A 14,279-nucleotide genomic window follows, 5' to 3' on the forward strand; every position below is an offset into this window, starting at 1 on the left:
CAAATAGATAAGAGGCTGGGACAAAAGCCCTAGCCTCTCAATTGTCTTTGGATTGTCGAGCAAGACGCAGTGGTTGAGTGGGCTCTACTAGGCTGATTTCATCAGCTTTTACTGCCCTACTCAACTTTGCGGAGGCGGGACGACGAAATCGAATTCTAACGAATGACCGATTTCTGTCCCACTCTCTATTTCATATAAATCATCCCTGTACAGGCTTGCTCTGACAATTCAACAAAGCCCAGGGATTGGTAAAAGGCTAGATTTTTCTCGCTACGTTCAGTGACGAGGAGCCGTTGATAGACAGTAGGGAAGGTCGCTAAAGCCTCTGTTAAGAGTTTCCTTCCGATACCTTGACGCTGGTAATCTGGTCGCACCAAGAGGTCCTGGACCAAAAGGACAGAGTGGCCATCTCCTACTAAGCGAATGTAGGCGACGAGCTCGTCCTCATCATAGACGGCTAACTGCCAGAGACTGGCTTTGACAGCTTCTTCCAACATAGCTGGGTTGTTGGTATAATTGGTCCAACCAACCGAGCCGTAGAGTGCGAGTAGGTCTGTCATCGCTGGAATTTCTTTTTTATAATCTAACATCTTAACTCCTTTTTAACCTATAGTGCTGGAAGAAGGCCATATCCCGGTAAGGGGACTCTTGGCAAACAGATAGCTCCATCTTGAGCATAGACTCTCGCCAGCCTTCTTGGCCCTTGAAGCGATTGTCCTGCAAGGCATAAAAGACACGGATCCCTTGGTAGTCCTGAACTTCGAGGGCTAGATCGTCTACTGCTCTATCTAGATCATAGGCCTGTGCCAAGCCCATGGAGTGGGTTTCCAGGTCTTGACCGGCTAAGAGATCAAGCGCCTTCTGAGTATCATTTTCAAAGACGACGGTCTGCAGGACGCGGCCAACCTCATTGTGCTTGACGATAGAGAGCAGGCCTCCTGGTTTCAAGAGACGGGTGAATGCCTTGAGAACCACCTTGCGATCCTCTACATACTCCAAGACATTGTGACAGAGGATGACATCAAAGCTGGCATCTTCAAAGCTCTCTATTTGGTCCAGACTCCCAACGAGTTGCTGGTAGGGATGGTCCTGGGCCCGCAAGGCCACCATTTCCTCGTTTGGCTCCACAGCAAGGACCTCATTGTCTTTCGCTAGGTGGTTGGCCACCAGTCCAAAGCCACTGCCAAAATCAAGCACCCGTTTTCCCTTGATGTCTTTTAATTGTTCAAAAAGGATATCATAATAGATCTATCCCCAAGGTTGGCGGAGGTTTTCTAAATAGGCTTGAATATTTGCGGCCATCGATCTCCTCCTATTTGAAATTGAACATCTTGCTAGCTAGCTTGTCCGAGATGCGTGGGAAAAGGGTATAGAGCTTGTGGGTCAGGTTCAAAAGCCAAGGCAAATTGAGCTCGCGTTTTGCTTTTCCAAAGTTCTTCACAATCTTCTTAGCCACAAAGTCTGGTTCCAAAATGTAGCGGTCCACAGCTTTGACATAGCTTCCGTCTGGGTCTGCCTGATCAAAGAAAGTGGTCCGAATGGGGCCTGGATTGACCGTCGTCACATGGACACCAAAGTGCATCAGTTCTAACCGCAGGGCATTGGAGAAGCCAATGGCCGCAAACTTAGTAGCTGAATAAAGGCTTGATTTGGCTGTTGCAACGAGCCCCGCCATGCTGACGATGTTGACGATGTGCCCCTTGCCTGCTTCCTTCATGTGCGCACCCATCAAACGTGAAAACTGCATGAGGGCAAAGGTATTGACCTCAAACATGGCATGAATCTGCTCATTGGTAATCTGGTCAAACTCTTCAAAAATCCCATAGCCAGCATTGTTGACCAAGATATCGATCTGTCCGTAGCGCTGATAGAGCTCTTCGACTAGCTGTTGAACAGCTGAGGAGTCTGTGATATCAAGCCCGATGCACTCGGTTTGAGGATGATTGGCATAGAGTTTTTCCAGTTTTTCTTGATTTCTGCCTAAGAGAATCAGCCGGTCTTCAGGGAGGAGCTTGACCATTTCCTGTGCCAAGCCTCCACTTGCTCCTGTGATGATGATGGTTCGCATCTTAGATCTCCACTTCTTCCAAATCTTTGACGACATAGACATTTTCAAAAATGCTGGACGCATCCTTGCGCAATTGACTGATGTCTTTTGATAAAAAGCGGGCACTGATATGGTTCAAAAGAAGGCGTTTGGCGCCAGCTTCACGCGCTACTTCTGCCGCCTGCATATTGGTCGAGTGGCCGTGTTTCTTAGCAATCTTCTCATCTCCTTTGCCATAGGTGGACTCATGGACCAAGACATCCGCATTGACTCCAAGGCGGACACTGGCATTTGTCTTTCTGGTATCTCCTAGAATCGTGATAATCTTACCAGGTCGAGGGGCTGAAATATAGTCGGCTGCAATGATCTTAGTGCCATCTTCCAGGGTGACGTCTTGCCCATTTTTGACTTTCCCAAAGAGCGGTCCAAAAGGAACTCCTGCCGCCTTCAACTTCTCTGCATCCAGTGTTCCTTCGAGGTCCTTCTGCATAATCCGGTAACCTACACAGAAAATGGTGTGGTCCAAAGCTTCCGTATAAACCGTAAATTTATCGGTTTCTAAAATTTTTCCTAGAGAGTTTTCATCGAATTCATGAAAATGGATGCGGTAAGGCAGGCGAGAACCCGATACGCGAAGACTGGTCATGACAAATGATTTGATGCCAGCTGGACCATAAATATCCAGATCCGTCTGCTCTTCATTGGCCTGAAAGGCCCGACTAGATAGGAATCCTGGCAAACCAAAAATATGGTCGCCATGTAAGTGAGTAATAAAGATTTTGCTAACCTTTCGCGGACGAATGGTCGTTTCTAAAATTTGATTCTGTGTCGCCTCGCCACAATCAAAGAGCCAGACTTCATTGATCTCATCTAGTAATTTGAGCGCTAGGCTCGATACATTCCGGGCTTTTGAGGGTTGCCCAGCTCCCGTTCCTAAAAATTGAATGTCCATTGTCTACTTTCTATCTATATAAATCATGGCCGTCCGGTTCTCTGAACGGAACGAAAGGTTGAAAGGATAGGCTTGAGCCTGCTCAAGCAGCTCCTCCTGGTTATAACCTGACAGTTTCAAGCGTCCATCTTCCAAAGTCATCAAGTCCGTCAGGGCTGTGAGGGCTTCGGTTTTGGTCACCACTTCTGGGCCGGCCTCTTGCAGACAGATCTTGCCATCTTTTTCAAAGACTAAACAATGCGGAAAAATCTCTGCGATTTCGAATAAAATCGAAGGGGTGATTTCCGCCGCTGGATGTTCAGCAAAGACACAGGCTATCTCTTCATTTACATAGGCCAAGCCATAAGACTGACCTGATAAGTTGAGGCGGATAAAAGGTTTTTGTTCATCAAAGCTTTGCTGAACTGTGAATAAGTCAAATGCTCGGCTCAAGTCCAAGAAATAATCCATGGCCTCCTTGGGGCTCTTCTTTTGGTAGAGCTCAGCGAAATAAGCGTTGATCACACTTGGGGGAGGTGTAATCACACGGAGCCGCAATTCCTCAGGGATGGTGCTTAAAAGATTGGTCAGATAGACTCGATCGAGGCTAGTATAGCCCCCATATTTTATTGCTAAATCAACGTAATCCGTCATAAAATTCTTCCAACTTCCACTTATTTTTCTCTGCGATATAGCCTTGAATGACCTCGACATCCTCTTCCAATTCGCGCTGGTCAATGATCGCGACCGTCTCTAAGTCATGTGTCCGATAGGATTTTGAAAAGGGAACGCGAATAGTAAAGGGAACAAAGAGTTCTCTCAGTTTTTCTAGGAACAAAGCCTGCAGATCCTCTCGAGCTGTCTCAGAGCGAGCTGAAATCAGGCTAAAAGGTGTCTGGGTTGGGGTAAAGTCCGCTACTTTATCCGCTTTGTTGTAGAGGGTCAAGCGAGGAATCTCCAGCATATCTAAATCTTTCATGATAGAGAGCACGGTCTTTTCATGCTCTTCATGATTAGGATCAGAAGCATCGATGACATGGACCAAAAGATCCACATTCTTACTTTCCTCCAAAGTCGACTTAAAGCTCGATACCAACTCTGTCGGCAAGTCCTGAATAAAGCCAACCGTATCGGTCAGAGTCACTTGCAGATTGCCTGTTAGGTGGATGCTCTTGGTTGTGGCATCCAAGGTTGCAAAGAGTTCATCAGCTTCATACTGGCTCTTACTAGTCAATTTATTCATAATGGTCGACTTCCCTGCATTGGTATAGCCGATCAAACCGATCTTAAAGACTGGTGATTCCATGCGTTTTTCACGAAGGGTTTCCCGGTTCTTTTCAACAGCCTTGAGCTGGCGTTCGATATCGGTGATTTGATTGCGAACGCTCCGGCGATTCAACTCCAACTGACTTTCCCCTGGACCACGAGAACCAATTCCCCCAGCCTGACGGCTGAGCATGATCCCTTGACCGACAAGGCGTGGCAAGAGGTATTTGAGCTGGGCCAAGTGCACCTGCAACTTCCCTTCATGACTCCTAGCCCGCATGGCAAAGATATCTAGAATCAGCTGCATCCGGTCAATGACCTTAACCCCAAGGATTTCTTCTAAGTTGACATTTTGACGAGGTGTCAGGCAGTTATTGACCACCACTGTCGTAATCTCATCTGCTTCGACCATCTGAGCAATTTCTTCTAGTTTTCCTGAGCCGACAAAGGTCTTGGTGTCGTATTTCTCCCGTTTTTGTGTATAAGAGCCCCGGACATCTCCACCGGCTGTTTTAGCTAGGCTGGCCAACTCCTCCATCGACATATCAAAATTGTCCATGCCTTGAAGTTCCACACCGACCAATAGGATGCGTTCTTGTTTCTTTTCTGTTTCAATCATATTGTAAAAACTCCTTTACATCTGCAAGAACCTGCTCCTTGAAGTGGGGGGCAGAAATGGCGTAAAAGGTCACTTCCATTCGATTTCGAAACCAGGTCAGCTGCCGTTTGGCAAAACGCCGGGTGTTGCGCTTGAGGGTCTCACTGGCTTCATCAAGGCTTTGCTCCCCCTTAAAGTAGGGAAAGAGTTCCTTGTAGCCAATGCCTTTACTGGCTTGCACATCTGGGTAATGGTCATAGAGCCAGCGAGCTTCATCCAGTAAGCCCTCCTCTAGCATGCGATCTACTCGACGATTGATGCGATCATAGATCAAGGAGCGTTCATCATCTAGACAGATCAGATAGGGTTCATAGTCCGTCTCTTCGTTTGCTAGGTCTTTCCCAAAATGCGCAATTTCAAGAGCCCGCATGGCCCGACGGCGATTGAGCTGAGGAATCACAAGTCCTTGCTCCGCCACTCTTTGGTACAAGTCTTCATCCGACAGCAAGTCCAATTGAGCGCGATAGGCCAGAATCTCTTCATGAGGAACTTCACCACCTAGATGATAACCTTCGAGCAGACTTTGGATGTAAAGACCCGTCCCACCTGCAATGATAGGAAGCTTGCCTCGAGCTGTGATATCCTCAATCGCAGCCTTAGCTTCTCTTACAAAATCAAAAGCCGAGTAAGACTCGGTCACCTCCCGTACATCGATCAAATGATGGGGAGCTGCAGCTTGCTCTTCTGGTGTCGCCTTGGCTGTTCCAATATCTAGCTTGCGATAGACTTGTTGACTATCGCCACTGATAATTTCACCATTGAGGGCTTGCGCCAAATCGATCGCAAGAGAAGTTTTCCCAACAGCAGTCGGTCCCACAATCACAATTATCTTGGTTTTCATCGTTTTTCCTTGCAAAATTCACGTTTTTTCGTTACCATATATTATAACATAAATATTTAAAGTTCAGAAAAGGAGAAATTCTCATGGCTAAAGGATTTGGTAAAGGTTTTGTTACTGGTGTTGCTGGTACAGTTGCTGCTGTCGCAGGTGCAGTTTACACGTTCAAGAAAAAAGTAATCGAACCAGAAGAACAAAAAGCAGCTTTCATCGAAGAAAACCGCAAAAAAGCAGCACGTCGCCGTGTCTCACACTAATCATTCAAAAAGCTCCGGGAAACCGGAGCTTTTTTTGCTGAAGAAAAAGTCCATTTTGGAAAATTTTCTTTTACTGGTAGGGTTTGTCACGATATGCTAACACAAGTAATGCTAAAAGAATTAGAATGATATATATTATGCTTATTCAAACATATACTGAAACTTTCCGCCGTGAGAAAAGTGCTAGAAACACGATTGTTTCTAGCACTCGGTAGTTTTGAAACTTTAGGTTCAAAACTAAGTCATGGAACTTCTTCGAAGTTCGCTGACGTCCGTACTCACCTAAGGAAAGTTTCTATGATGACGTTTGTCTTCAATCTAAAAGCCCCGGGAAACCGGAGATTTTAGATTGAAATTTCACCGTTCTTTGATCATCTTCGTTGCGATCTCCAAGAGTTCCACTCCCATCTGAAAATGCTCGTCTAACAAATCATAGACAGCATCTTCGGATAAGACACCACAAGGAAGATCTGCTGGAAAGTCAGCTTGATTAGACAAGTCCAAATCATCAAAATAGGTCTGACTACTATAATAATCGCGCAGTTGGATATAGCTTTCTTGATGCTCTCTTAGTCGATCCACTGCTTTTTTTGTATCTTCCAAAGTCTTAGCATAGTCATTCAAATAGCTTTCCATTCTTTGGATGCGTTCGATATTTTCCTGTGCAATTGCCATGGTTTACTCCACTTTCACCACTTCTAGATGAGGGCCACCTAGAAGCACGAGGTATTTTTCTACTTGCTCTTTGCCATAAGAACGACGAAGAGCTTCTGCATAGAGATCGAGCTGATCCCGGTAGCGTTTGACCAATTGACTAGGGACCTTGTAGTGATCCGTCTTGTAATCAAAAAGTAGGATCCGGTCTTCTAGCACCAAATAACCATCCAAGATCCCCCGCACGACAAAGTCCTCACCACTGGCTGGGTCTTTCTTCAGCATGGCAAAGGGAGCTTCGCGACGGACTCGAGAGGCTTCTTTTTGAAGCAAGGTCCCCAAAGGTGTCTCATAGAAAGCAAGGATGGCCTCTAGCTTAATACGGGCTTTGACTGCTGGCTCTGCTTGGACTTGCTCCAAGGCTTGACGCAGTGTATCTAGCGTGATTTCTTCTTCAAGAGGCACGCGCTGCATGAGTTCATGGACGGCACTACCGACTTGGGCTCCTGTCACGGATTTTTCTTGACCAAAAGTTGGTAGCTCAAAGTCAGGCGTCACACTCTTTGCATCCATGATCTGGACGCCATTGGCATCCATGACCGGCTCGTAGAATTTCTTGATCTGACTAGGGGTACGGACACTTGGTAAATGAATGGCCGGAGCATAGAGCTGATTGAGCCGATCAACATTTTCCAAGATATCCAAGGCCCGACGAATATCCTCTGACTGGCGGACATCCTTGAGCTGATCGAAGCGGGAATCCTTCTCCTTCTCTAGTGGTTCCAGCTGGTCTGGTGTCAGGTCTTCATCTGTCACAAAACGCGTGTCATAGGCCAGAGTATTCTTGGTAAACACATCTTGAATAGCAAAGAGCCAGTCCTGATAAGAGGTCCATTCTTTTCTTTTTTCAGGATCCAATTTGCCATTGCGACTAGTCCCCCAATCGGTATCGCGCAGTTTGTCCTCGCGACCTTTTCCGACCAGATAGAGCTTGAGCTCAGCCCGTGTCATGGCGACATAAAGAAGACGCATCTGCTCAGAAATCGTGGCCAATTTTGTTTCTTCCACATTGCGTTGGTAGCAAGGCGTTTCGATCTGCAGGCGAATGGATTCTGGAGCAGCTGGATTTTCTGTCTCAACCGGCAGGGTCGCAACATATTTAAATCCAATCCCTTTTTGACGACTGAGAATGATTGGCCCCGATTGATCCTTACGGTTAAAGGCCTTGTCCATATTGAGAATAAAGACATACTTGAATTCCAGCCCTTTACTCTTATGGACGGTCATGAGCTGGACGGCATCTTTTGGTGCCGCCAGAGGGACGCTGGCCAAATCGTGTTCATTTTCAATGATCTTATCGATCATAGCAATGAAGCGTGACAAGCCCTTAAAGCTGGCTTTCTCGTAATCATTGGCCCGAAGCGTCAAGGCATAGAGGTTGGCCTGGCGCTGGGCGCCATTTGGAAGGGCGCCAACATAGTCGTAGTAATAGCGATCCTCATAGATTTTCCACAGCAAATCATAAAGCGAAGAGGTCTTGGCAGCAGCCCGCCAATCAGATAAAACCTGGAGGAAGTTCTCGATTTTAGCGAGGAGCTTGGTATCAATCAGATTTGCATGCTCTGCAGTCTGTTCAAGGGCTAACTGGACCTTGTGGTAGAAGGCCACCTGCTTTTGCTCTGGAAGCGACTGCAAGGAAATCCGTGCCAATTCATCTTCATCAAAGTCAAACATGGGGGATTTCATGAGGGCTACTAAGGCATAATCATGCAAAGGGTTGTTGATGGTCCGCAAGGTATCCAGCATGACCATCACTTCCAGTGACTCAAGATAATGCGCCTGGCCGCTATCTGCCACAATCGGGATACGATACTGGTCAAAGGCTTCCAGAATCGCGTCATTTCGCGTTCGAGTCGCGGTCAAGAGCGTGAAGTCTTTAAAAGGCACTTTTTCCACCCGATGGAGGCGTAAAATTTCTTTGATGACAAGGAGAATCTCTCCCTTGGAAACCGTCTCGAGTCCAGAAGCAGCTTCCTCGTCTTCGGCCTTTTCTTCCTGGTCTTGGCTGCCATCATAGAGCAAAAATTCTGCCCGATGTTGTGGCAAGGCTATCAACTGCTTGTCACTTCCTGCAACTAGATAGTGGGTTTGATTGTAGTCAATCTCTCCTACCTCTTCGTCCATCAAATGGCGAAAGACATCATTAGTCGCATCCAACACTTCCACATGACTCCGGAAATTTTCCTTGAGGAGGATCAACCGCCCTTTTGCCCCTTCTTCTTGGTAGGCCTTAAATTTATCATTGAAAATCTGTGGATCTGCCTGACGGAAGCGGTAAATGGATTGCTTGATATCCCCCACCATGAAGCGATTGTGACCATTTGATAGCAAGTCCAACATCCGCTCTTGGGTGTGGTTGGTATCTTGGTACTCATCGACCATGACCTCATGGTATCGCTCTTGAAAGGCTTGTCTCACCTCTGGGAATTGCTCTAAAATTTGAATCGCAAAATGACTGATGTCTCCAAATTCATAAGCCTTTTCTTGGATTTTTCGTTCCAGATAAGCGTGAGAAAAGTCTCTGATAAAGTCCCGTAGCAAGGAGAGCATGGGGCCTTCTTCTTGGTGGAAGGTTTGTTGAAATTCCAGCTGATAGAGCTGATTTTCCAAGTCTCTGAGGCGGTTGATATGTATGGTTTTATCCTGGTTATAAGCCGTGACTAACTCTTTCAACTCTTCCTTACGAGCTCTATTGGTCAAGGCTCCCCCATTTGAAGCCCGACTAATCGCCACGACTGCTTTTAGGACAGAGGTCAGTTGCTCTTTATTGGTGGGACCTGTCAGGCTTCCAATTTGATCGAGCACCTCTTCGACAGCTTCCAAATATTTGGCCTTGCCAAATGCTTGGCCCTCATTGGACAAATGAAAGGCAAAAAAGCTTTCTGCCTCATAAAGGGCCTGCTGGATGCTCTCCATCAGAGCACCTTCAACCTGTTCAAAATCAGTCTCCTCATAACCTTTTAGGAAATGCTCTTCCAGCCATTTCTCCGGATCACTGGTCGACTGAAGAAAGTCATAGATCTGGTAGATCTGTTCTTTAAACAAGGTTAAATTTTTGCGCTGTCCCGTGAAATTCTTGACCATCTGCACAAAGGCTTCTTGGTTTTCCCCCTGGTAATAGCGGTCAAAAACAGCCTGAAAGACTTCATTTTGTAAGAGGCGTTGCTCACTAGCGTTTTGTAAAATGCGAAACTGGGGTGCCAACCCAAGCAAATAGCCATAGCGCGTTAGGACCTTTTGGGTAAAAGAGTCCATGGTTCCGATATCGCTGGTGGCGACATCTGCGATTTGACGGGCCAGGTGTTGCTTGAGCTCTGGGTCATCGCTCGCTTGCAGGGCTTTTCCAAGTTCACTTTCCAAACGCTCCTTAAGCTCCCCTGCTGCCTTGACCGTAAAGGTTGAGATAAAGAGCTCCTTAATCGAAATGCCACGCTGCATCTGATCCAGTATCCGCTGCACCATGACAAAGGTCTTTCCTGATCCAGCAGAGGCCGACACCAGGATATTGGTCCCCGAACTATAGATGGCATCGATCTGTTCTGGCGTCCGCTTTTGCTCTTTGGTAGAAGCTGCCTCTTGGACCTGGAGGGCCTTGATTTCTTCTCTTGTCAAAAATGCTTGTTTGATCATTTGTTCAAGACCTCCTTCATCTTCTCGATCCAAGCGGCTTTCACCTTTTCACCGCGTATTCCTTTTTGGTCTAGTTTGGTCAAGAACCGTGCCTGACCTAGGTGACGATCCGCTTCAAATCCTGTGATGGATTTAAACTGCTCCACGAATGGTGCGATATTGCGCCCATTTTCACTATAGGGATTGATGGCAAATTGCCCCTTGAGGATCCCTTCTGCTGCTGTTTTATAGAGATAAGCGTTGTACAAGAGGAGCAAGTCCAGCTCTTCCTTACTCAGCATCATGGCCTTGTTTTTGTCATAGGCCTCGCCCAGATAAGGCGCCTGATCTGCCATAAAGAGCCCCTTGTACTGTTGACTTTTCATGGTTTGGTTGATGGCATCCTCTATTGTCTTGGTCTTTTTCAGATCCACTACAGGATCTCCCATTTCCAAATACATGGCTCCGAATATCCCTTGTTCTTCTTGGTATTCCTTCAAATCCTGAATCGCAGAAAGATAGGTCGGCAATTGAGAATTTAGTCCATTAAAGAACTTGTCATAGTGGAACTGCGTCAGACTGGACTTGTAGTCCACGACTCCGAGGGCTCCCCGATCCCTCAATTGATCAATGCGGTCCACCTTGCCTCGTAGCTGCAGGAGACGGCCATCGGACAATGGATAAGAGGTGTGGGTACTTCCACCAAAGAGGGTCTCCTCACCGATGGTCTCGATCCCATTTTGCTGGGCGAGGACACGCCCCGTTGTTTTCGCGGTATCAAGAAGCAAGTTGCGAATAAACTCGGTCTCTCCATTTTCTCCATACAATTGCTGGAACTCTGCTTCTTGGCTGGTTTCTCGAATCGCCTCATTTAATCGCCGATCAAAAGCTTGATCGGAACTATCTTTTAAGACTTTTTCAAAGATTCGGTGCAAGAAATTCCCATGACTGCGAGCGTCTGGTCGGATGGTCTCATCCTCTTGTAAGCCCAAGACATAGCGCAGATAAAAAGCATACTGGTGCTTGTAGTATTCATTCAAGGCAGAAGCAGATAAGGTCAAGGCTTTGCCCTCAGGGTAGAGCGCTTGAAGCGTATCCGACTGAAGCTGACGGCTCTTTAATTCCGTTGAAATCTGAGGAATCTGAATGCCTTCAGCGGCTAATTTCTTGCGCAAGACCCGTACGGCCACACCCCAAAAGCTGGCTTCTTCAGGAGACAACTCACTCGTGATCTCCTCTTGATGGAGTTCGATCACGCGCGCTAAAAGGGATCGGTAGGTCCCAATGTCATCACTCGAAGCTTGTGCTTGTTTGGTTGTCCACTCGATGGCAATAGGTTCCTTGGCCAATTCTACAAGGTAAGGAGAGACACTATCTTCCATTTCATTGACTAAGCTAGGAGCCGATAAGACCAGTTGGCTGGTCGCCGCATTGAGGAGTGAAACTGCCACAAAGCGATTTTTCTTAAGATTTTCGCTGGTCACCACCTGGAGCTCTGCTCCTTCTTGGGTGGCCTCATTGAGCTGCTGGCGCTCTTCTTCACTGAGTAGAGAGGTGTTCTGAGCAATCTTTGGAAAACGCTCCTGGGTCAGCCCGATCGCGTAGACATAAGGCGCTGTCAAGGGTTCAATCAAGTCATAGGACTGAACCGTCACCACATCGACCGTAGCAGGAACTGTCCGGTATTGAGACAATTGCATCCCCGATAAAAGGAGGGCCAAAAAGTCATCCACGGTCAGCTCTTGGTCCTCAAAGACCAGGTTCAACTCCTCTAAGACATGGAGAAAGGCCTTCCAGACCTGGTCATAGCGCTCCTGCTCCTCCAAGGCTAGATCCTTGATCAAAGCTTGTAGATTCTGAGAAAGTTGAGCCTCTTGCAGAAACTCTGTAAAGGCGGTTAAGAGATGGGTCACCTTTTGTTTGCGCTGTGAAAAGAAGAGGGCTAGAGGTTCTACGACGCGTTCTCGGAGAGTATTGAGCTCTTCCAAATTAAACTTGCCCTGACGATTGCTGGTAAAAGGCTTGTAAAATTTTGTAGCACCCTTTACTTCCGCAAAGCGAAGGTATTGCTCAAAAGCATCGACTTCTTCTTGCGTCAGATCACTATACAGACCCGTTTTTAACAAGTTGATGACGTCTTCCGTCTGGTAATTGAACTGCTTGATCCGCCCTAGCGATTCAATGACCTGAATCAAGGGATGGTGGACCATGGCTTCACTTCGTCCTAAGTAAAAGGGAATTTGATACTGGTCAAAAATGGTCTTGAGTTGCAGTTGATAAGCTTCCACATCGCCTAACAAGACCCGAATATCCCGATAGCGAGCCCCATCGTGAAGATGCTGACGGATGGATTTGGCGACAAATTCCAACTCTTCTTTTTGTGTATTGGTCTGCCAGAGTTGAACCGCTGTTCGGTCTTGGTCCTCCAGCTCATTTTCCACTTGTGAAAAATCGTAGCGCGCTTCTAGCATGCGGCTAATGCGACTAAAGGAATCTTCGATCGCTTGCCCACAATACTGAGGCTGTACCTCAAATGTCTTTGCCAACTGAAGGAGAAAGTCAACACTGGCCTGGTAAAGATTTCCCTCTCTAAAGCTTGCTCGATAAGCTTTTTCACTGGCATAGACCCCGATGACAATCTCCACTCCTTTTCGATGAAGGAGACTAATCAAGGCCTCTTCTTCCGCAGAAAAACGCGTGAAGCCATCGACAACGATCGCCACATCCTTTAATTGCTCTTCCAGCTGCCCTTCTTCGACCTGATTGAGGAAAAAGGCCATCTTGGACTGGGATTCATACTGGTGCTTGACCAGCATCTCAGAGACCGCTTCAAAAATCGCCAAGAGGTCCTCTCTTTTTTCAGCTTCCTCGAGCAATTCCAAATCTGTAAAATCCATCTGGGCCGTCTGCAATTCATGATAGAGCTGGACCAGTTGCTGGATAAACTGAGGATCCTTACGCAGGGCCCCGTAAACTTTGAGATCCTGCTCTTTCATGTGGGAAAGAGCTTTAAAAAATAACATGCCGAGACCGATATCATCCAAGGGTTGCTCCTCAAAAACCTGATTCAGGATGAAATAACGAGCCATTTGGGCAAAGCGCGTGACGGTAATGGCAAAAGAAGCCTGACCTTCTAAATAGGACAAGACCTTGGCTTCTTTTTCAAAGGAAAGAGAGTTGGGCGCAATGTAAAACACACGCTTGCCCTGTTCTACTATCCCTACGGCTTCTTGTGTCAGGACCTGGGTCAAGGGGGTCCGAACATCCGTATAGAGTAATTTCATCCGATCCGTTCTCCTTTTGGCATTTTCTTGAGAGCTTGTTATCTTCTTATTATATCATTTTCACAGGAGGGACTAAAGCAAGAAGTCATGCTCCTCTTGGCCCAATTTTAGGAGATTTGTGCTACAATAAAAGTTGAAGAGACAGAAAGGATACCACCTATGAGCAGCATTTATGATTTTTCTTTAGAAAACCAGAATGGGGAGGAGATTCCCCTTTCTCACTACCAAGGTAAGGTTCTCATTGTGGTCAATACAGCAACAGGCTGTGGCTTGACCCCGCAATACCAAGGACTGCAAGATCTCTACCTGCGCTACCAGGAAAAGGGGCTGGAAATCCTAGACATTCCCTGTAACCAATTCATGGGGCAGGCACCAGGAACTGCAGAAGAAATCAATAGTTTCTGCAGCCTCAACTACCAGACCACCTTCCCACGATTCGCTAAAGCCAAGGTCAATGGTAAAGAAGCCCTTCCTCTCTATGACTGGCTCAAAAGTCAAGCAGCTGGGCCACTGGGCAAACGCATCGAATGGAACTTTGCAAAATTTGTCATCGACCGACAAGGCCAAGTCGCCCAACGCTTCTCCTCCAAAACAGAGCCAGCTGCCATGGAAGACTTGATCCAAGAATTACTTGAGAAATAAGCCAAAAAAGCCTGAGCTAACGCTCAAGCTTTT

Annotated in this window: 12 protein-coding genes; 2 read left to right on the forward strand and 10 right to left on the reverse strand. The window is 46.9% G+C overall.

The window, feature by feature from the left end:
- Positions 1-185: 185 nt before the first annotated feature.
- The 7 genes from QM351_RS04060 to miaA all read right to left on the reverse strand — a co-directional run bounded on the left by QM351_RS04060 (position 186) and on the right by miaA (position 5,743).
- Complete coding sequence (locus QM351_RS04060) at positions 186-590, reverse strand: GNAT family N-acetyltransferase (protein WP_414326664.1); 405 nt, start codon at positions 588-590, stop codon at positions 186-188.
- A gap of 1 nt (position 591) precedes the next feature.
- A complete protein-coding gene (locus QM351_RS04065; RefSeq protein WP_414326719.1) occupies positions 592-1,248 on the reverse strand; it encodes a class I SAM-dependent methyltransferase in 657 nt (218 codons plus the stop codon).
- Between the two features lie 64 nt (positions 1,249-1,312).
- Positions 1,313-2,068: an SDR family NAD(P)-dependent oxidoreductase gene (locus tag QM351_RS04070; protein WP_414326666.1), complete on the reverse strand. Its 756-nt coding sequence runs from the start codon at positions 2,066-2,068 to the stop codon at positions 1,313-1,315.
- A 1-nt stretch (position 2,069) separates the two neighbouring features.
- Complete coding sequence (gene rnz / locus QM351_RS04075; protein WP_414326668.1) at positions 2,070-2,999, reverse strand: ribonuclease Z; 930 nt, start codon at positions 2,997-2,999, stop codon at positions 2,070-2,072.
- Between the two features lie 3 nt (positions 3,000-3,002).
- Positions 3,003-3,632: a cystathionine beta-lyase gene (locus tag QM351_RS04080; protein WP_414326670.1), complete on the reverse strand. Its 630-nt coding sequence runs from the start codon at positions 3,630-3,632 to the stop codon at positions 3,003-3,005.
- Positions 3,616-4,863, reverse strand: coding sequence for a GTPase HflX (gene hflX / locus QM351_RS04085; RefSeq protein WP_414326672.1), 1,248 nt, complete (start codon positions 4,861-4,863; stop codon positions 3,616-3,618). Before hflX ends, QM351_RS04080 begins: the two co-directional genes overlap by 17 nt.
- Positions 4,856-5,743 (reverse strand): tRNA (adenosine(37)-N6)-dimethylallyltransferase MiaA, encoded by an 888-nt coding sequence (miaA, locus tag QM351_RS04090; RefSeq protein ID WP_414326674.1) that lies wholly within the window; start codon positions 5,741-5,743, stop codon positions 4,856-4,858. The genes hflX and miaA overlap by 8 nt, the downstream gene beginning before the upstream one ends.
- A gap of 83 nt (positions 5,744-5,826) precedes the next feature.
- Here miaA and QM351_RS04095 point away from each other — a divergent pair, with 83 nt between their 5' ends.
- Positions 5,827-5,997: a DUF3042 family protein gene (locus QM351_RS04095; RefSeq protein ID WP_003002781.1), complete on the forward strand. Its 171-nt coding sequence runs from the start codon at positions 5,827-5,829 to the stop codon at positions 5,995-5,997.
- 357 nt (positions 5,998-6,354) lie between these two features.
- Here the strand turns inward: QM351_RS04095 and QM351_RS04100 are convergent, their stop codons facing one another.
- The 3 genes from QM351_RS04100 to rexB are packed head-to-tail and all read right to left on the reverse strand — an operon-like array spanning position 6,355 to position 13,604.
- A complete protein-coding gene (locus QM351_RS04100; protein ID WP_414326676.1) occupies positions 6,355-6,672 on the reverse strand; it encodes a DUF4298 domain-containing protein in 318 nt (105 codons plus the stop codon).
- A 3-nt stretch (positions 6,673-6,675) separates the two neighbouring features.
- Positions 6,676-10,341, reverse strand: coding sequence for a helicase-exonuclease AddAB subunit AddA (addA, locus tag QM351_RS04105; RefSeq protein ID WP_414326720.1), 3,666 nt, complete (start codon positions 10,339-10,341; stop codon positions 6,676-6,678).
- Positions 10,338-13,604: an ATP-dependent nuclease subunit B gene (gene rexB, locus QM351_RS04110; protein ID WP_414326678.1), complete on the reverse strand. Its 3,267-nt coding sequence runs from the start codon at positions 13,602-13,604 to the stop codon at positions 10,338-10,340. Before rexB ends, addA begins: the two co-directional genes overlap by 4 nt.
- A gap of 159 nt (positions 13,605-13,763) precedes the next feature.
- On the opposite strand from rexB, the gene QM351_RS04115 reads away from it, so the two are divergent.
- Positions 13,764-14,246 carry a glutathione peroxidase gene (locus QM351_RS04115; protein WP_151378608.1) on the forward strand — a complete coding sequence of 161 codons (483 nt, stop codon included), beginning with the start codon at positions 13,764-13,766 and terminating at the stop codon, positions 14,244-14,246.
- Positions 14,247-14,279 lie beyond the last annotated feature (33 nt).

Source organism: Streptococcus parasanguinis, from assembly GCF_047465465.1.
In the GTDB taxonomy this organism is placed as follows: domain Bacteria; phylum Bacillota; class Bacilli; order Lactobacillales; family Streptococcaceae; genus Streptococcus; species Streptococcus parasanguinis_AI.